We start from the raw sequence: 17962 nt of genomic DNA, 5'->3' as shown, positions 1-17962 counted from the left end.
ACCATGCATATCTCTATTGAAAAACAGGCATTCTTCGACGGCAAGCTTGGCGGGGATCGGCCAGACGATGCGGTTGAAATCAGCCAGGCAGAGTACCGGCGGTTGTTTGAGGGGCGTTTGGCTGGCCTGCTGGTGGTAAAGGAAGGTGACACCTTCGTGCTAGTGGAGCCGCCGGCCAGTGCTGCTGACGAACGGGCGTGGCGCGACAGTATGTTAGCCAGTGCGGTTCGGGTGCGAGATCGGCATCGTGACCAGGTTGAAATTGGTATCGACCCTACGCTGACTGGTGAACAATACAAATCTCTGATGATGTATCTGCAGAGCTTGCGTGATTGGCCACAGTCCTCCGATTACCCTGATGCCAGCCACCGCCCGATGGCACCAGCCTTCCTTGAACTGCAAGGGAGGCCTGTATGAGCCGCAGCGACGTACTGGCCTCGATCGAAAGCAGCATGCTCTTGGTACAGGGCATCAACAACAAGGTCATCCGTGGCAACACGGTCCTCGCCGCGCACGAGGCCGGATTTCTTCTGGCTGACGCTTCGGCGGGCCAGGTGAAGATCACCTTGCCGCAGTCGAGCAAACCGATGGACGTGCGTATTCAACGTCTGGACAACACAGCAAACCGCTTGTTGGTGTACGCCGCCGACGGGGAGAGGATCAAGTTCCATACCCACCTGCGTCCTGAAGGCTATCCGTTCTGCATGGTGTTGGGTGGCGGCGACTTCTGGCATCTACGCAGTGATGGCGCGGGAAGTTGGTTGCTGCTGGACCGGCTGGACAATACCTCGCTGGGGCGCATGGTTTTCGAAACATCGACAGCGTTGAGTCCGGGTGGTTGGGATATTCCCAATGCCAGATTGTTGAGTCGAAGCGACTGGCCATGGCTCTGGGACCACGCCCAGCAGTCCGGAATGCTGGTAAACGATGCTCAGAGGGCCGGGATGGAAGGTGGGTGGACCCGTGGTGACGGGGCCAGCACTTTCCGTATCCCCGAGCTGCGCGGTGAGTTCATGCGCTCGCTTGACGAGGGGCGCGCAGTGGATCCGACACGAACACCTGGTTCGTACCAGTCTGCTTCGCTGGTGCATGGTGAGATCGTCGATGCAGTTTCGTCATTCCGGCGAATGCAAAACATGAAACCCAAGTTCTTCGATGTCGCTGATACAAACGAAACCGTAGCGGTGTCGACGACGACGGCTTCCGTCACTACACAATCGATTGCGGCGAACAGTGTTTACTTTGGCGCCGTAAGACCTCGCAACATAGCCTATCCAAGCCGTATCAAACTGATCTGAACAGGCTTCGTATCAATCGATAGACACCTGCCTACTCAGGGCAGCTCTCTATCTGAGTCAAGCCCTTCCAGGCCCCGCACCCGCGGGGCTTTTTCATATCTGAACCTGGAGTAAACCTACATGAGTGGATTCTTCCACGGCGTCACCGTGACCAACGTCGACACCGGCGCCCGCAGCATCGCACTGCCATCCTCCTCGATCATCGGCCTGGTCGACACCTTCACCGAAGGCCCGGGCGTCACCGCTAAGGCCAATGACCTGGTACTGATCACCAGCGAGCGCGAAGCGGTCGCGGCGTTCGGCCAGGACGCGGCGATCACCAAGGCCTGCCGCGCCATTTACAGCCGCGCCAAGGCGGTCATCGTCGCCTGCGGCGTGGCCAAGCTCGAAGACGCCGCCGAGCAGACCTCGGCGATCATCGGCAACGTGCTGGCCGACGGTAAACGTACTGGCCTGCAGGCGCTGCTCGACGGCAAGAGCCGTTTCAACGCCCAGCCACGCCTGCTGGTCAGCCCCAAGCACAGTGCCACCCAAGCCGTCGGCACCGCCCTAGTGGCCCTGGCCGACAAGCTGCGCGCCATCGCCATCATCGACGGCCCCAACACCACCGATGAAGCGGCCATCGCCTACGCCAAGAACTTCGGTGCCAAGCGCGCCTTCCTGGTCGATCCGGGCGTGCGCTACTGGGACAACGCCGAAGAGGCCACTGTCGACGCGCCGGGTTCGGCCTGGGTCGCCGGCCTGTTCGCCTTCACCGACCGCGAGTACGGCTTCTGGGCTTCGCCTTCGAACAAGGAGTTCGTCGGCATTACCGGTACCACCCGTGCCGTTGAGTTCCTCGACGGCGACGACACCTGCCGCGCCAACCTGCTGAACAATGCCAACATCGCCACCATCATCCGCGACGACGGCTTCCGCCTGTGGGGCAACCGCACCCTGTCGAGCGACCCGAAATGGGCCTTCGTCACCCGCGTGCGGACCATGGACATCGTCATGGACGCGATCCTCTACGGCCACAAGTGGGCGGTCGACCGCTCGATCACCGCCACCTATGTCAAGGACGTCACCGAGGGCCTGCAGGCCTTCATGCGCGACCTGAAGAACCAGGGCGCGATCATCAATTTCGAGGTGTTCGCCGACCCCGAGTTGAACACCGCCAGCCAGCTCGAGCAGGGCAAGGTGTACTGGAACATCCGCTTCACCGATGTGCCGCCTGCCGAAAACCCCAATTTCCGCGTCGAAGTCACCAACCAGTGGCTGACCGAAGTCCTCGATTCCGCCGCTTAAGGAGCGCATTTACATGGCAATGATTCCCGAAACACTGGCCAACCTGAACCTGTTCGTCGACGGCGTCAGCTTCCAGGGCGACGTGCCCAGCCTGACCCTGCCCAAGCTCACCCTGAAGACCGAGGAGTACCGCCCCGGTGGCATGGACATGCCAGTCGAGCTGGACCAGGGCATGGAGAAGCAGGAAGCCGCCTTCACCACCACCGGCGTGCGCCGCGAGTCGCTGAAATTCTTCGGCCTGGCCGACGGCACCGGCTTCAACGGCACCTTCCGCGGCGCCTTCAAGGGCCTCAAGGGCAAGATCAATCCGGTGATCGTCACCCTGCGTGGCGCGCTCAAGGAAGTCGACATGGGTGACTGGAAATCCGGCGACAAGGCCGAGATCAAGCACAGCGTCGCCGTCACCTACTACAAGCTCGAAGTCGATGGCCGACTGGTCTACGAAATCGATGCCCTGGGCATGAAACGGGTGATCGACGGTGTCGACCAACTGGCCAGCCAGCGTGCGGCACTGGGTCTTTAAGGAGAACGCTCGATGGCTCAAGCGAAGAAACTGCCACAATGGCTGACCGTCGACGCCGAGTGCGTGACCGTACGCCTGTCGCGCCCCAGCGAGGCCAACGGCGTGCAAGTCGATAGCCTGTCTTTGCGCGCACCGACCGTGCGTGACATCCGCAACGCCCAGGCCGGAGGCGCGGGCGATGACGAACAGCGCGAACTGAACCTGTTCGCCTCGCTCGCCGAAGTCGGCGTCAAGGACCTCGAGGGCCTGGCCCTGAAGGACTACAGCCGCCTGCAGAACGGCTATTTTCGCCTGGTGCAGGACGACGAGGTTTGACCCTGCCCGGCAGAAGGCCGCCGCCAGGCGGCTGGCCAAGGAGCTGAACTTTTCCGCCAGCGAAATCATGACCATGTCGTACAGCGACATGGTCTGGTGGCTGACGGAGTGACAAGGAGCAAGCCATGGCGAACACACAGGTGTTCACCCTAGGCGTCACCAGCGACCAGGCATTGGGCAGGTCCGTCGACAGCTTGCGGGGCCAGGTCGAGCGCCTGCGCAGGCAAGCGGACGGGACCCGGCTCGGGCGGTTGATCGGCGAGGTCATCCGCCTGGGGCTCGAGCTGGACAAGGTGGGCCAGGCCGAAAGGCAGCTGGATAACGACCAGGCAGGTGCCCATGAGGCACAGATCGATCGATTGCGCCTTGAGGGGAACGAGGTCGAGCGCTTGCGCAGGTTGTACCTGTCCCTTGGGCGCAAGCCGTTGGAACTGCGTGCGAGGGTGGTGGCCTCGAGTACGGCCGCTGCCAAGGAATCACCAGTCCCCACGTTGGAGCAGCGCAAGGCGGCTTTGCTGGAGGGAACGAGCCCCGCACCACGACCAGCCCGGGGTGATCCGCCCGAGGCGCGCAGTGTGGAGCAGGGGCGTGTGCCTCTGGAGTCGGCGAATGCTGGTTTGGCGGTGCTCAAGGCTGGAGCGGTCGGTGCCGGTACTGTCGCTGTAGCCGCTGGCACTGCCTGGGGAGCCCGTTCGTATTATCAAAGCCGAACGCCCGAAAGACAAAGTGAGATCACCAAGGGACTGAAGGAGAACGGTGGCAAGGCTGCCGCCAAGGGCGTCACCAAGCTTGGCTTGGCCATGCTCAAGGACAAGGGCGAGGACAAGGCCGAGGCTGCAGGCGCAGCTCTTGGAGGTGTACTCGGCAACTTGGGAGCGGAGCTCCTGGGCGGCCTGACCAAGAACAAGCAGATCCAGCAGTACGGTGGCGAAATCGGCGAAATGATCGGTGAAGGCGTCGGTGGGCTGATCGGCAAGACAGTCTTCGGCTGGTTCTCCGATGCACCCGCCGCCAACGACGCTTCAGGCAAGGACAAGGCTGCGGCTGACGCTTCAGCGCAACGTTCTGCCGAGGTGCCCGAGGATGCCGTCACGCCGCCTGGAGAGGCCCGAAGCGCCGCACCCGAGAGCGTTGCTGCGGTTCAAGAACGTCCCCCCGAGGGGCCCGCCAATGGCGCTCGGGAGATCATGAAGGGCGGATTGATCGCGGCAGGCGCGCTGGGTGGTACCGCGTTTGCCGCCTGGGGCGCGCGCAGCTATCAAGGACAGTCTCCCGAGCGGCGCAACGAGATCACCAACGGCATTAGGGAGAATGGTGGCAAGGCCGCCGCCAAGGGCGCGACCAAGCTTGGCCTGGCCATGCTCAAGGACAAGAGCGAGGACCAGGCCGAGGCGGTGGGCGCCGCTTTCGGGAGCGTACTGGGGAGTCTTGGGGCGGAACTGCTCGGCGGCCTGACCAAGAACAAGCAGATCCAGAAGTACGGCGGCGAGATTGGCGAAATGATCGGTGAAGGTCTCGGCGGCCTGGCTGGCAAGACGCTTCATGGCTTGTTCTCCGACAAGCCCGCCGCCAACGATGCTCCTGCCGACAAAGCCAAGGCACCTGCCGCTGTCGCTCGCATGCCGAAAGCGAGTGACGATGCCGAGGAGCCGGAGGAAGAGGAGGAGGAAGAAGAGGTCGACGAAGCGGAGGATGAGGCGGCCTTCTTCGAGGCCCAGGAAGCTGTCCCGGACAGCCCGCCAGCCACTGCATCGCCGATCAGCGCGGTCGGGCTCGCCGGTACTGCGTTCACGGGTCTGGTGGGCAGGGCAGGGGCTGGCAACGCCGGCGCCTCGGTGGCAAGGCGGGTGTTCAGGCGCATCCCGGGTGCCGCCTTGCTCGACACCGGCCTGCAACTTGCCGAGACCTACAACAGCGATGCCACCCCTGAGCAGAAACTCGAGGGTTATGGTACCGCCGTCGGTGGCCTGGGAGGCGGCTTGGCCGGTGCTGCGGCAGGTGCGGCCATCGGTTCGGTGGTACCGGTGATCGGCACCGCGATTGGCGGCCTGATCGGTGGCGTGCTGGGCAGCATGGGTGGTGAAAGTATCGGTGGCTGGCTGGGCAAGGCGCTGGGTTCGGGCAAGGAAGAGCCCGCCGCCAAGCCAGGCCTGGGTGAAACGGTGCGGGCAATGGATAGCCCCGCAGCACAGCCGCCGCTACCCGCACCATCGGTAGCGACGGCAACGCCAGCGGTCCCGCCCCCGCCAATCAACCAGCAATTCACCTTCACCGCCAACATGCCGGTCACGTTCAGCAACAGCCTCGATGACCCTTCGGTGCTGCAACAGCTGGAGGCCATTGCCCGTCGCCAACTGGAGGAACTGATGCGCCAGGCCCGCTCGGTGCAGTTGGCCGACACCCCACACATCGCACTTTAAGGAGCATCCATGACCTATCTGGAGCAGCTGCAAGCCACGCTGCACGCCCTGGTCAAGGCGGGCGAGGCAGGGCGTCGGCGTGCCGACGCCATGCTCGATCCGATGAACGAGGCGATCGGCCACGTGCAGGGCGCGGTGGCCGAGCTGGAGGGCCTGCCCGTGGTCGGCCCGATCATTGGCGCCAAACTGCAACGCACGATGCGGGCAATCGCCACGGCCCAGGCCCGGGTCGCCAAGGTGGTCGCGAAATACGACCAGGCGCTTGGCGTGGTGCGCCAGGTGCGTGAGCGCATCGACGCCTTTGCCGGGCACGTGACCAAGGCCGGTGCGGCGATCCGCCGGGTAGTGGGGGAGGTGCGCTCGACGGTCAATGGCGTGCTGTCGACCCTGGGCTTCGCGCCCGAGGCGACGCCCGCGCCCGAAGCGGTCAAGCCGTTTCCCCATCTGCTGGTGATGCAACCGCTCAAGGCCGGTGCTTCGCCTTACTACTTCAACCTCGACACCGCCGCCTTCGACCAGTTGCGCCGGCAGACGCGTTTTCGCTGGGCCGGGCAGGAACGCCTGAGCCGTGACAACGCTCAGCAGGCGGTCAGCCTGGGCGAGGAAAGCATCACCTTGCGGGGTGCGATCTTCCCCGGTTTCAAAGGCGGTCTTGGACAACTGCAGACCCTGCGCAGCATCGGTCGGCAGCTGCTGCCGTTGTCGTTGACCACCGGATACGGCGAGGTGCTCGGCACCTGGTGCCTGACCAGCATCGAGGAAGAGCAAAGCGTCCTGCTGGCCGGTGGCATCCCACGCAAACAAGGTTTCTCACTGGAGTTCGTCAGCTATGGCCAGGATCTGCACAACGTCTGAGGGCGACCTGCTCGACACCCTCTGCCAGCATTACTACGGCCACCTTGGCGGTACGCCGGAAGCGGTGCTGGACGCCAACCAGGGCCTGGCGGACGAGGCCCAGCCGTTTCGCGCCGGAGTACGGATCCTGCTGCCGGAACTGCTGGTGGCGGCAAGCACCAGCCTGCAACTGTGGGATTGATCGTTCGCCGCCACGTCGTTCTTGTCACTTCAATACCGCGGAGCCCCAACCATGCAACCCCAATTCCGCATCACCGCGGACGGCCATGACATCACCACACTGCTCAACGACCGCCTGCTGTTGCTGCGCACTACCGATAAACCTGGCTTGGAAGCGGATGAGTTCGAACTGCGCATCGATGCCCGCGATGGCAGCGTGGCGTTACCCGCCCGCGGGGCGGCGCTCGAGGTGTATCTGGGCTACGCCGGCCAACCCCTGAACCGCCTGGGTCGTTACACCGTGGATGAGGTGGAGCTGTCCGGCCCCCCGGATACGCTGGTGATCCGCGGCAAGGCCAGCGACCTGCGCGGCAGTGGCAAGACCATCCGCAGCGGCAGCTGGGAGCAGGTGACACTGCAACGCATCGTCGCCGAGATCGCCGCCCGCAACGGCTGGCAGGCGGTGTGCCCGGTGACCGTGCAGATCCCGCGGGTCGACCAGTACAGCGAATCGGACTTCAACTTCATCACCCGCCTGGCGCGCCTGCACGATTGCACCGCCAAGCTCGCCAACGGCCAACTGCTGGTACTGCCACGCCAGGGCGGGCAGAGCGCCAGTGGCAAGCCCCTGGGCGTGGTGAGCATCGCCCGTGGCGACGTCAGCCAATGGCAGTTCCGCCTGGCCGACAAGAGCACCCACAAAGCCGTCAGGACCCGTCACCAGGACAGCGCCAGCGGCCACCTGCAAACGGTGGAGCTGGCCAACGGTGACGCCCCGGACGGCCTGCAGCCGGTGTACACAGACCGCCACCTGTACCCCAACCGCGCCGCTGCCGAGCAAGCCGCCCGGGCACGCCTGGCCAGCTTCAACCGCGATACCGCCAGCGTGCGCCTGGACCTGCCAGGCCGCACCGACCTGTTTGCCGAGCGCAGTATCGAGATGAGCGGTTTTCTCCCCGGGCTGGATGGCACCTACCTGGTCGATTCGGTGGAACAGGTGTTCACCAGCAGTGGCTGGCGCACCACCGTGCAATGCAACGGCGGTCGCCAGGGCAAGGCCCGGGCCAAGGGCGGGGCGCCGCGTCGCACGGGGTTGCGCAAGGCCTGAGGAGGGCCGGGAGAGCGTTTCCCGGTGCCTGTCGGTGAACGCCACTTCTATAGTCGTCGCTCAATCGACGAGCCCGACGATGGAGGGCAGCAACGATGTCTGCAGTACTCGCTTACCGTGATATTTGCGTGATCGACAACGCGATCAGTGCCGACGAGCAACGCCAGCTTGGCGAGTTGCTGAGTGGGGCAATTTGGCAATACGGCTGGTCGCAATCCTACGGCCCTCTCGAACGCCCTTGCTGGCACAGTTTCATTGCCGGGACCCGGCGCGATGAAGGCGAGGATTGCGAGGCAGAATTGCGTGCCCGTCCGTACTGGGGCGTTCTTGCCGAATGCTGGGCGCGCATCATTGCGCTTGGCGATGGCACTGAGCCTACCCCTGACAGCACCGGAGTCAATTCGGGCGCTGTGTCTCTACCCGGAGGCGGTGCTTCAGGTCAGGGCGCGTATGGCAGTGGCCCCGCGGTGATCTATCCCCATGCGCCATGTCGGGAAATTTCCTACCCCCGGGTGGATATTGGCCCGATTGAGTGGGTGAACCCACGACAGACATATTTTGGCCGGGATCGTTATCACTGATGACGATCACCCTTGTCTTGTCTGAAGAGGAGAAACGCCCCGTGGTCCCCAACACCTCATTTTGCGCTGAGCGACCTGCAAGTACACCCCGGCGGCGCTTGCTGGAACTTCTGGTGTTTACCCTCTGTGGCCTGGCCGTGGCGTTGTTGTATTCCTGCGATCGCATGGTCTATGTGCCTACCGATGTCGAGCATTTGCACGAGATCGAGGGGTGGGTCAGTGGTTACCCGGACACCTGGAAATTGGACGGAAGGCCTGTCGTGCAATTCGATGTGTCATATCGCTTGCAAGACGGCGTTCGTCATCAGGAGGTTTTCAGCTACCGCGAGGGCTATGAGGGCGCAGGCTTGCGCATCGCGAAGAAGGTGATGCTGACGGTCGAAGTAGGGGCTGAGCACAGCATGGTTCGCGAGGTGGCCACATTGGATGGAAAGGTCCTTTTTGACGAGCGGCTCTATTGGAAGGTCGTCAACTGGCACAACCGGCACTCGGATTTCATGATCGGGTTCGGCGTGTTCCTGGGGCTGGTGGGTGCGTGCCTGATGCTGTGGTCCGCCTGGGGCGATCGTCATGTGCTGCTCCAGCGCTGAATCGCGTTCATTTTTCCGCATGCCGGGAGTTCCAGGCGGCTTCACCACCAGGACGATCTTCATGTTCATCGACTTACGCTGCGGCCAGTGCCACAAGCTACTGGCCCGCATCACCCCGGTTTCCGAGCTCCAGATCAAGTGCGGCCGTTGCCGCACCATGAATCATGTGAAAGCCACGCGCTTCGAGCCATCGCCTATGAGCGAGCCACCGGCGGCCTGCGCCGCCCTTCGATCAGACAGCCATGGAGAATGTATCGATGCCGCTCACTGAACAGCAGCTTCGCCAGATCTATCCACTCGCCGGCCAACGCGCCGCGACTTTCCTGCCAGCGCTGAACACGGCAATGGCCAACTGGGAAATCGACCATCCCAAGCGCATCGCCGCCTTCCTGGCCCAGGTGGGCCATGAGTCTGGCCAACTGCGCTACGTCAAGGAGCTGGGCAACGACCAGTACCTGGCCCGCTACGACACCGGCAGCCTGGCGCTGCGTCTGGGCAACACGCCGCAGGCCGATGGCGACGGTCAGCTGTATTGCGGCCGAGGCCTTATCCAGGTGACCGGGCGCAACAACTACCAGGCCTGCAGCCGTGCGCTGTTCGGCGACGAACGCCTGCTGGCGCAGCCGCAGATGCTCGAACAGCCGCGCTGGGCCTGCGAGTCGGCGGCCTGGTTCTGGCATTCGCGCGGGCTCAATGCCCTGGCCGACCAGGGCGAGTTCAATCGCATCACCCGGCATATCAATGGTGGTCTCAATGGCCTGAGCGAACGCCTGGAGCTGTGGGCGAGGGCGCGAGAGGTGTTGTGTTGAGCCGTTTGCAGGTAGCGCTGAGCTTGCTGCTGATGGCGCTGTGTGCCACCGCCGCATGGCAGGTCCAGGCTTGGCGTTACGGCAAGCAACTGGCGGACCAGGAACAGGCGCTGGTGCAGCAGCGGCTCGACCAGGCCGAGGCCCAGTACAGCCTGCTGCTCGCCGAGCGCGAGCAGCGCCAGGGCCTTGAGCAGCGCCTGCGCGACAGTGAATCGAAACATTACCAGGAGCTCAACGATGCCCAGCACACTCAAGCACGCTTGCGTGATCGCCTTGCTACTGCCGATCTGCGCCTGTCGGTCCTGGTCGAGCGCGACGCCAGTTGCGCCGCAGTGCCTGCCGCCGCCGGCACCGGCGGCGTGGATCATGGCGCCGTACGCGCCCGACTTGACCTGGCGCATGCTCGACGAATTATCAGCATCACCGACGACGGCGACCGGGGATTGATTGCGTTGCGGGCCTGCCAGGACTACGTGCGTGGCCTGGCTCGCTGAGCGCTTGCCAGGGCGCGCGGGAGTGGTAGGGTAGGGCGCTGTCTTGCCAGGAGCTCGCCATGGACCCGATCACTGTTCTTGCCACCCGCCTGGGCGAACACCTGCGGCGCTTCAACGCCCAGGTGAGCACCGCCGAGTCCTGCACTGGCGGCGGCATCGCCGAGGCCATCACCCGTATTCCCGGCAGTTCGGCCTGGTTCGAGGCCGGCTATGTCACCTATTCCAATGCCCAGAAGACCCGCCAGCTCGGGGTGCCCGAGGCCTTGTTCGGCCAGGTCGGAGCGGTCAGCCAGGAGGTGGTCGAGGCCATGGTCCGCGGTGCCCGGGCCGCCAGCGGGGCGCGCTTCGCCGTGGCGGTGAGCGGGGTGGCCGGGCCGGATGGCGGCTCAGCCGCCAAACCGGTGGGCACGGTGTGGCTGGCCTGGGCCGACGGCGAGCACGTGAGCAGCGAGCGCCGGCACTTCGACGGCGACCGCGAAGCGGTGCGCCGACAGACGGTGATCGCCGCGCTAGACGGCTTGTTACAGCTTGGTGCCGAGTAAATCGTCCAGCGGGGGTTTGCGGAAACGAATCCCTGTGGAATAATACTGGCTACTTATACAGTTGTTCCGGCCCCAGGGCCCCGTCGATCACGTGAGGATTTCAATGGACGACAACAAGAAGCGCGCCTTGGCTGCGGCCCTGGGTCAAATCGAACGCCAATTCGGCAAGGGCGCGGTCATGCGCATGGGCGACCACGAGCGCCAGGCCATTCCCGCCATCTCCACCGGTTCCCTGGGCCTGGACATCGCCCTGGGCATTGGCGGCCTGCCGAAGGGCCGTATCGTCGAGATCTATGGCCCGGAGTCCTCGGGTAAGACCACGCTGACCCTCTCGGTCATCGCCGAAGCCCAGAAGAACGGCGCCACCTGCGCCTTCGTCGACGCCGAGCACGCCCTTGATCCCGAATACGCCGGCAAACTGGGCGTCAACGTCGACGACCTGCTGGTCTCGCAGCCGGACACCGGCGAACAGGCCCTGGAAATCACCGACATGCTGGTGCGTTCCAACGCCGTCGACGTGATCATCGTCGACTCCGTGGCCGCCCTGGTGCCCAAGGCCGAGATCGAAGGCGAGATGGGCGACATGCACGTCGGCCTGCAGGCCCGCCTGATGTCCCAGGCGCTGCGCAAGATTACCGGTAACATCAAGAACGCCAACTGCCTGGTCATCTTCATCAACCAGATCCGTATGAAGATCGGCGTGATGTTCGGCAGCCCGGAAACCACCACCGGCGGTAACGCCCTGAAGTTCTACGCCTCGGTGCGCCTGGACATCCGTCGTACCGGCGCGGTCAAGGAAGGCGACGAAGTGGTCGGTAGCGAAACCCGCGTCAAGATCGTCAAGAACAAGGTCTCGCCGCCATTCCGCCAGGCCGAATTCCAGATCCTCTACGGCAAGGGTATCTACCGCAACGGCGAAATCATCGACCTGGGTGTTTCCCAGGGCCTGGTGGAAAAATCCGGTGCCTGGTACAGCTACCAGGGCAACAAGATCGGCCAGGGCAAGGCCAACGCCGCCAAGTACCTGCAAGAGAATCCGGCCATCGGCGCCGAAATCGAGAAGCAGATCCGCGATAAGCTGCTGACCTCGGGTGCTGTTGCTGCTGCGGCCAAGGCGGCTGCCGCTGAAGCCGATGCCGACGACCTGGCTGACGCCGACGCCGGTTATTGATTGGCACCATGTCCGTCGTACTCGACACCCCCGTCGCCGTTCGGCGGACAGCCATGGACCTGCTCGCACGCCGCGAGCATGGTCGCGTCGAGCTGACGCGCAAGCTGCGTCAGCGCGGCGCGCCGGATGAGCTGATCGAGCCTGCGCTCGATCGGCTTGCCGAAGAGGGGCTACTCAGTGAGGCCCGTTACCTGGAAAGCTTTATCCGCTACCGCTCCAACGCGGGCTATGGTCCCGCGCGCATTCGCGAGGAGCTTGGCCAGCGTGGCTTGATCCGTGGCGATATCGACCAGGCCTTGCGCGACAGCGAAGTGGACTGGGCGACGCAACTGCGGGATGTGTGGCAGCGCAAGTTCGCCGGGCAGCGACCTCAAGACCCGCGTAGCCGGGCACAGCAAACGCGGTTTCTCGCTTACCGTGGCTTCCCGATGGACATGATCGGACGTCTGCTTAGCGGTCGCGATCTCGATGATTACTAAAGGCCTGTAGGGCTGGCGCGAAAAGCGCCAGCCCTACAGGCCTTTTTGCGTTCAGCTTGCCCGCAGGGCATCCCTGGCGTGCTGGGTGGTGTGCATCGGCTGCGGCTTGGCCCAGTTTTCCGGCAGGTTGATGAAGTCCACCAATTCCCGCAGGCGCCCCTGGTCTCGACCATTGAAGGCGAAGGTCAGGCGGGTGAGACGGCTGAAGTCGCCTTCCTCGTGCTCGGCACCGCTGTCGGCTTGCTGGTGGTACCTGCCGCTCAGGCGCAAGTCGGCAAAACCTTCCTCCACATCATGCAAGGCTGCCTCGCTGAGCGGATGGTGCATGCGGATCACGAACTGGTTCTTCAGCCAGCGGCTGGAGTGGTAGTTGCTGTAGAACTGGTTGATTTCCTCGACCGCTTCATCGGCGCTGTGCACCAGGCGCACCAGTTTGAGGTCGCTTGGCAAGATGTAGCGGTTTTCCTCGAGCTGGCGACTGATGAAGCCCAGCGCGTCGCGCCAGAAGCTGCCGCCGGGGGAGTCAAGCAGCACTACCGGCACCAGGGGGCTCTTGCCGGTCTGGATCAGCGTCAGCACCTCCAGCGCCTCGTCGAGGGTGCCGAAGCCGCCGGGGCAGAGCACCAGCGCGTCGGCTTCCTTGACAAAGAACAGTTTGCGAATGAAGAAGAAGTGGAACGGCAGCAGTTTATCGGTGCCGTCTACCGTGGCGTTGGCGTGCTGTTCAAAGGGCAGGGTGATGTTGAAGCCCAGGCTGTGGTCGGTACCCGCGCCCTCGTGGGCCGCGGCCATGATGCCGCCGCCCGCCCCGGTGATGACCATCAGGTCCGAGCGCGCCAGGGTGGCGCCAAGCTCGCGGGCCAGGGCATACATCGGGTGCTCCAGGGGCGTGCGCGCCGAGCCGAATACCGTGACCTTGCGTCGGCCCTTGTAGTGTTCGAGGGTGCGGAACGAATGGTCCAGCTCGCGCAGGGCCTGCAGGGTGATCTTGGCATTCCAGCGGTTACGGTCGTCATGGGCCATGCGCAGGACTGTCAGCAGCATGTCGCGGTACAGCGGCAGGTTCGGGCTGTTCGGTGCGACCAGTTGCAGTTGTTGCTCGATAGGCATCAGGTCGATGCCGTGGTCGCGGAAGTGGTTGAACAACAGCTCGTTCGATTGATAAGGCATTCAACGTCTCCTTCTGCAGCAAAACCTCTGACCGGGTCGATGGCGGGTCCCGGCCGCGACACTGCGTGTGTCGCTGGCTGCTGTGGCTCGAGTGTGCCCCCCGAGCGTTGCAGTAGGCCTTCAAGGCCATGTTGCAGTGGCAATTCCATCGCGTTGTCGTTGTTATGGGTACTCGTTATCAATCTAGACGCTGGCGTGAGTTCGTGCCGCCACAGGTGCGCGTTACCGCCGGTCAGACGGAAACCGGGGATGGCAAGGCTTTGGTTAACTGGGGGGCAGTAAGGCGATGCGGCGAGGTGGCGGTATGCACCGGCTGGTGATCGAGGTGGATGGGCAACTGTTGCAGTTGCTCGAGTACGAGGCGAAGGCTCATTACCTGAGCCTGGAGGGGGAGTGCCTGCGCCGCTTGCAGGGGGCCGAGGCACATTCGTGCTACCTGCAGGCCTTGCTTGCCGAACTGCGCGCCGATGATGAGCAACGGCGCGCCAGTGACCGCGGCGAGCTGGCCTGAATCACTTCTTCTTGTTGCCGGCCACGCAGCTGGCGGCGTCGAAGGCCTGGTCCATGACCGGCTGGTTGGTCTTGTAGACGCTGAAGCGGTAGACCATCACGGCGCCCTTGGACATGAGCTGGCGATAACCGTTGTTGCGGCATACGCTGTCACCCAGCTGGCTGCGCACCTGCGCAGGGTTGGCCTGCATGCGCGCGGCATGTTCCTGGCGTACGCTCAGGTGGTTGATCAGGGCCTTGCCTTCGACGGTGTAGCCCTGGTCGAGGATGTCTTCGTTGATGGCCCGTGGGGTGCCGACGCTGCTTTCCTTGGCGACCTTCTGCAGCATCTGGGTCAGCTCGTACTCCTGCTTGGACGCGGCCTGGGCGGCCAGGGGCAGGGCGAGCAGCAGGCTCAGGGTCGGGACGATAAGACGCAGCATGAATCTCTCCTGGTTCGATGACAGGCGCTTTGACCAGCGCCGGCGGGCGGCGTTCCATGAAACCGCAGGGTTTCCAGGCCGCCAGAGCCCGTGATTATAAAGGAGCGGCACCGTTGGCTGCACGGCAAATGACGTGCGCTCTGGTAGACTGGGCGCTTTGTTTTCATCGAGTCGTCGCCGTGCCCCTCCCACTTTCCTGCCAAGGCCAGCTGTCATGAGCCACGCGGTAGCGCGCCTGCGCGCCGAGCGCCTGGCGCGCAGCATCAAACCCTTCGTCGCCCGTGGCTCGCGTGCCGAGCGCTGCCCGGATTGCCGGGTGATCGCCACGCATTGCCTGTGCGCCTGGAAACCCAAGGTCGAGGCCGAGGCCGGCGTATGCCTGCTGATGCACGACACCGAGCCATTGAAGCCGACCAACACCGGCTGGCTGATCGCCGACCTGATCGAGGACACCTCGGCCTTCGGCTGGCTGCGCACTTCTGTGGACGAGCGTCTACTGGCGCTGCTCGACGACCCGCAGTGGCAGCCCTTCATCGTCTTCCCTGGTGAGTTCGTTACCCAGGAGCGGGTGGTCAGCGAGGTGACGCGTGAGCCGGGCAAGCGCCCGCTGTTCATCCTGCTCGACGCGACCTGGACCGAAGCGCGCAAGATGTTCCGCAAGAGCCCGTACCTGGACCGTTTTCCGGTATTGAGCCTGCAGGCCGAGCAGATGTCGCGCTATCGCCTACGCCGCTCCAAGCGCGACGACCACTTCTGCACCGCCGAGGTGGCCGCCATGTGCCTGGACCTGGCCGGCGACAACCAGGCTTCCCAGGCCCTGGACGCCTACCTGGATGTATTCAGCCTGCACTACCTCAGTGGCAAGCGACGCTTGCCGCTGGACGACCAGGATGAGGTCCACCAGCGTTTGCATACCTTCCTATAGTCCAAGGGGCAGGCCCGGCGGTTTGGTTCATACTGTCGGGGCTGGCAGCCAGGGTGGGCGGAGTCGACCGGCTTGACCACCCGGTCCGTGCTCGGCATCCTTGGCGCCGCTTCAGGCACGACGAAGCTGCTGTTACCCCGGACTTCGCCGTGCCATCCCGGCCGGCGGCCCTGCCGTACGCGCCATGAGTTGCCTGCCAGGCGCACCCGTATCCCAAGCGCCCGGCACAGAACAGGATCCTTAGATCGATGGCCACATACGAAATCCTGATTGCCGACGACCACCCGTTGTTTCGCAGCGCCCTGCGCCAGGCCGTTACCCTCGGCCTGGGCCCGGATGTGCGCCTGGTGGAAGTGGCGAGCATCGCCGAACTGGAAACCAGCCTGACCGAGAAAGCTGACTGGGACCTAGTCCTGCTGGACCTGAACATGCCTGGCGCCTATGGTTTCTCTGGCCTGGTCCTGTTGCGCGGGCAGTACCCGCAGATCCCTGTGGTGATGGTTTCGGCCCAGGAAGAGGCAGCGGTCGTGGTGAAGTCCCGCGAATTTGGCGCCAGCGGTTTCATTCCCAAGTCCAGCGAACTGAGCAAGATCCAGGAAGCGGTGCGCAACGTGCTCGACGGCGATGTCTGGTGGCCGCCCCAGGCGTTCGAGAAAGTCGACGTCTCGGCCGAAGCCAAGGCTGCCAGCGAAGGCCTGGCCAGCCTCACCCCGCAACAGTTCCGGGTACTGACCATGGTCTGTGAAGGTTTGCTGAACAAGCAGATCGCCTATGAGCTGAATGTCTCGGAAGCCACCATCAAGGCTCACGTGACGGCCATCTTCCGCAAGCTGGGCGTGCGTACGCGGACCCAGGCGGCGTTGCTGTTGCAACAACTTGAATCGGTTTCGACCACCTGATTGGGCGTGGCTTCACGCTTTTTTGACTCCGGCTGGACTAGCCTGCTGGCCTTTTTTCCGGTGAAGTGACTGACACGTATGTCGCCATTCAAAGGCCAGACCGGCCTCAAACGTATCGTCAATGCCGCGGGCTACTCGTTCGACGGCCTGCGCACCGCCTTCAAGGGCGAGGCGGCCTTCCGCCAACTGGTGCTGCTCAATGTGCTGCTGATCCCGATCGCCTTCTGGTTGCCGGTCAGCCGTGGCGAGCGGGCGATCCTGATCGCCGTGTGTTTGCTCGGGTTGATCGTCGAACTGCTCAACTCGGCGGTGGAGGCGGCCATCGACCGCATTTCCCTGGACCGCCACCCGTTGTCCAAGAACGCCAAGGACATGGGCAGCGCCGCACAACTGGTGGCGATGAGCATGGTGGCGTTGGTCTGGGGTGTGATCCTGCTCGGCTGATGTTCAGGCGATCGGCGGCAGGACGATCTCGTCGCTGCGGCGCACGCCAGCGGTGAAGCTGCGGCACAGTTCGAGAAACTCGCGCATGGCCGAGGTCTGGTATTTCTGCTTGTGCCAGATGAAGTAGAACTGCCGCGCCAGGTCCAGGGCGGGGGTTTCCACCGGCACCAGGCTGCCGCGACGGAAGGCGTCGCGCAGGGCCAGGCGCGAGATGCAGCCAATGCCCAGGCCCGATTCCACGGCGCGCTTGATTGCCTCGGTGTGCTCCAGCTCCAGGCGAATGTTCAGGTTGGCGCGATGATGGCGCATGGCCTGGTCGAAGGTCAGGCGCGTCCCCGAACCTTGTTCGCGCAGGATCCACGCTTCATGGGCCAGTTGCTCGATATCGGCTTGGCCGGCCTTGGCCAGCGGATGTTGCGGCGCGCAGAACACCACCAGTTCGTCCTCCACCCAGGGCTGCACTTCCAGGTCGGGGTGGTTGCAGTCGCCTTCGATTAGACCCAGGTCAATTTCGTAGTGGGCGACTTGTTGCACGATATGCGCGGTGTTTTGCACATGCAGCTTCACTTGGCTTTCCGGGTGGATCTGCATGAAGCTGCCGATCAGCAAGGTGGCCAGGTAGTTGCCGATGGTCAGGGTGGCGCCGACGGCCAGCGAGCCGAAGCCGGACTTGCCGTTGAGCAGGTCTTCGATTTCCTTGGCCTGGTCGAGCAGGGCGACGGCCTGCGGCAACAATTGATGGCCAAGGGCGTTGAGGCTCAGGCGCTTGCCGGCGCGATCGAACAGCTGGCAGCTGGACTGGCGCTCCAGTTCGGTGATCGAGGTGCTGGCGGCCGACTGCGACAAGGCCAGCACGCCAGCGGCCCGGGACACGCTCTGGTGCTGGGCGACGGCGACGAAGACCTGGAGCTGGCGAAGTGTGAATCGCATATCTATATAACCGATAACACATATCTTGATA

24 protein-coding genes are annotated in these 17962 nt (G+C 63.9%); 21 read left to right on the top strand and 3 right to left on the bottom strand.

Annotation, left to right across the window (positions count from 1 at the left end; all coding sequences use genetic code 11):
- Positions 1-3 precede the first annotated feature (3 nt).
- The 17 genes from HU772_RS18665 to recX all read left to right on the top strand — a co-directional run bounded on the left by HU772_RS18665 (position 4) and on the right by recX (position 12631).
- Positions 4-417, top strand: a complete 414-nt coding sequence (locus tag HU772_RS18665; RefSeq protein ID WP_186662427.1) for a phage tail assembly chaperone — start codon at positions 4-6, stop codon at positions 415-417.
- Positions 414-1298, top strand: coding sequence for a phage tail protein (locus HU772_RS18660; protein WP_186662428.1), 885 nt, complete (start codon positions 414-416; stop codon positions 1296-1298). The genes HU772_RS18665 and HU772_RS18660 overlap by 4 nt, the downstream gene beginning before the upstream one ends.
- Before the next feature lie 120 nt (positions 1299-1418).
- On the top strand, positions 1419-2585 hold the full coding sequence (locus tag HU772_RS18655; RefSeq protein ID WP_186662429.1) for a phage tail sheath subtilisin-like domain-containing protein: 1167 nt from the start codon (positions 1419-1421) through the stop codon (positions 2583-2585).
- Positions 2586-2598: 13 nt separating this feature from the next.
- On the top strand, positions 2599-3108 hold the full coding sequence (locus HU772_RS18650) for a phage major tail tube protein (RefSeq protein WP_134689495.1): 510 nt from the start codon (positions 2599-2601) through the stop codon (positions 3106-3108).
- A gap of 12 nt (positions 3109-3120) precedes the next feature.
- Positions 3121-3423: a phage tail assembly protein gene (locus HU772_RS18645; protein WP_186662430.1), complete on the top strand. Its 303-nt coding sequence runs from the start codon at positions 3121-3123 to the stop codon at positions 3421-3423.
- A gap of 125 nt (positions 3424-3548) precedes the next feature.
- Positions 3549-5843 (top strand): hypothetical protein, encoded by a 2295-nt coding sequence (locus HU772_RS18640; RefSeq protein ID WP_186662431.1) that lies wholly within the window; start codon positions 3549-3551, stop codon positions 5841-5843.
- A gap of 9 nt (positions 5844-5852) precedes the next feature.
- Positions 5853-6698 (top strand): phage tail protein, encoded by an 846-nt coding sequence (locus tag HU772_RS18635; RefSeq protein WP_186662432.1) that lies wholly within the window; start codon positions 5853-5855, stop codon positions 6696-6698.
- Positions 6673-6879 (top strand): tail protein X, encoded by a 207-nt coding sequence (locus HU772_RS18630; RefSeq protein ID WP_186662433.1) that lies wholly within the window; start codon positions 6673-6675, stop codon positions 6877-6879. Before HU772_RS18635 ends, HU772_RS18630 begins: the two co-directional genes overlap by 26 nt.
- A 51-nt stretch (positions 6880-6930) precedes the next feature.
- Positions 6931-7965, top strand: coding sequence for a phage late control D family protein (locus HU772_RS18625; RefSeq protein ID WP_186662434.1), 1035 nt, complete (start codon positions 6931-6933; stop codon positions 7963-7965).
- Positions 7966-8060: 95 nt separating this feature from the next.
- On the top strand, positions 8061-8546 hold the full coding sequence (locus HU772_RS18620) for a hypothetical protein (RefSeq protein ID WP_186662435.1): 486 nt from the start codon (positions 8061-8063) through the stop codon (positions 8544-8546).
- Complete coding sequence (locus tag HU772_RS18615) at positions 8546-9136, top strand: hypothetical protein (protein WP_186662436.1); 591 nt, start codon at positions 8546-8548, stop codon at positions 9134-9136. The genes HU772_RS18620 and HU772_RS18615 overlap by 1 nt, the downstream gene beginning before the upstream one ends.
- Before the next feature lie 61 nt (positions 9137-9197).
- Entirely contained in the window at positions 9198-9407 is a 210-nt protein-coding gene (locus tag HU772_RS18610) for a Com family DNA-binding transcriptional regulator (RefSeq protein ID WP_186662437.1), read from the top strand.
- A complete protein-coding gene (locus HU772_RS18605; protein ID WP_186662438.1) occupies positions 9394-9945 on the top strand; it encodes a glycoside hydrolase family 19 protein in 552 nt (183 codons plus the stop codon). Before HU772_RS18610 ends, HU772_RS18605 begins: the two co-directional genes overlap by 14 nt.
- On the top strand, positions 9942-10439 hold the full coding sequence (locus tag HU772_RS18600; protein ID WP_437182405.1) for a lysis system spanin subunit: 498 nt from the start codon (positions 9942-9944) through the stop codon (positions 10437-10439). Before HU772_RS18605 ends, HU772_RS18600 begins: the two co-directional genes overlap by 4 nt.
- Positions 10440-10498: 59 nt before the next feature.
- Positions 10499-10981, top strand: coding sequence for a CinA family protein (locus tag HU772_RS18595; RefSeq protein WP_186662439.1), 483 nt, complete (start codon positions 10499-10501; stop codon positions 10979-10981).
- 103 nt (positions 10982-11084) lie between these two features.
- On the top strand, positions 11085-12152 hold the full coding sequence (gene recA, locus HU772_RS18590; RefSeq protein ID WP_186662440.1) for a recombinase RecA: 1068 nt from the start codon (positions 11085-11087) through the stop codon (positions 12150-12152).
- 8 nt (positions 12153-12160) lie between these two features.
- Complete coding sequence (gene recX / locus HU772_RS18585) at positions 12161-12631, top strand: recombination regulator RecX (protein WP_186662441.1); 471 nt, start codon at positions 12161-12163, stop codon at positions 12629-12631.
- A 51-nt stretch (positions 12632-12682) separates the two neighbouring features.
- Here the strand turns inward: recX and HU772_RS18580 are convergent, their stop codons facing one another.
- Positions 12683-13801 (bottom strand): LOG family protein, encoded by a 1119-nt coding sequence (locus tag HU772_RS18580; protein WP_186662442.1) that lies wholly within the window; start codon positions 13799-13801, stop codon positions 12683-12685.
- Positions 13802-14105: 304 nt separating this feature from the next.
- On the opposite strand from HU772_RS18580, the gene HU772_RS18575 reads away from it, so the two are divergent.
- Positions 14106-14312, top strand: coding sequence for a hypothetical protein (locus tag HU772_RS18575; protein WP_186662443.1), 207 nt, complete (start codon positions 14106-14108; stop codon positions 14310-14312).
- Position 14313: 1 nt separating this feature from the next.
- Here HU772_RS18575 and HU772_RS18570 read toward each other — a convergent pair whose 3' ends face one another.
- Positions 14314-14733, bottom strand: coding sequence for a quorum-sensing-regulated virulence factor family protein (locus tag HU772_RS18570; protein ID WP_186662444.1), 420 nt, complete (start codon positions 14731-14733; stop codon positions 14314-14316).
- A gap of 214 nt (positions 14734-14947) precedes the next feature.
- Between HU772_RS18570 and HU772_RS18565 the strand changes: the two genes are divergently transcribed.
- The 3 genes from HU772_RS18565 to HU772_RS18555 all read left to right on the top strand — a co-directional run bounded on the left by HU772_RS18565 (position 14948) and on the right by HU772_RS18555 (position 17001).
- Positions 14948-15658, top strand: a complete 711-nt coding sequence (locus HU772_RS18565) for a tRNA-uridine aminocarboxypropyltransferase (protein WP_186662445.1) — start codon at positions 14948-14950, stop codon at positions 15656-15658.
- Between the two features lie 248 nt (positions 15659-15906).
- Positions 15907-16557, top strand: coding sequence for a response regulator transcription factor ErdR (erdR, locus tag HU772_RS18560; protein WP_186662446.1), 651 nt, complete (start codon positions 15907-15909; stop codon positions 16555-16557).
- 78 nt (positions 16558-16635) lie between these two features.
- Positions 16636-17001, top strand: a complete 366-nt coding sequence (locus HU772_RS18555) for a diacylglycerol kinase (RefSeq protein WP_186662447.1) — start codon at positions 16636-16638, stop codon at positions 16999-17001.
- Between the two features lie 3 nt (positions 17002-17004).
- Here HU772_RS18555 and finR read toward each other — a convergent pair whose 3' ends face one another.
- A complete protein-coding gene (gene finR, locus HU772_RS18550) occupies positions 17005-17931 on the bottom strand; it encodes a LysR family transcriptional regulator FinR (RefSeq protein ID WP_186662448.1) in 927 nt (308 codons plus the stop codon).
- Positions 17932-17962 lie beyond the last annotated feature (31 nt).

It is taken from the genome of Pseudomonas xantholysinigenes (genome assembly GCF_014268885.2).
GTDB lineage: Bacteria > Pseudomonadota > Gammaproteobacteria > Pseudomonadales > Pseudomonadaceae > Aquipseudomonas > Aquipseudomonas xantholysinigenes.
Note: the sequence above shows the minus strand (reverse complement) of the source record. Positions and strands in the feature narration are given on the sequence as shown.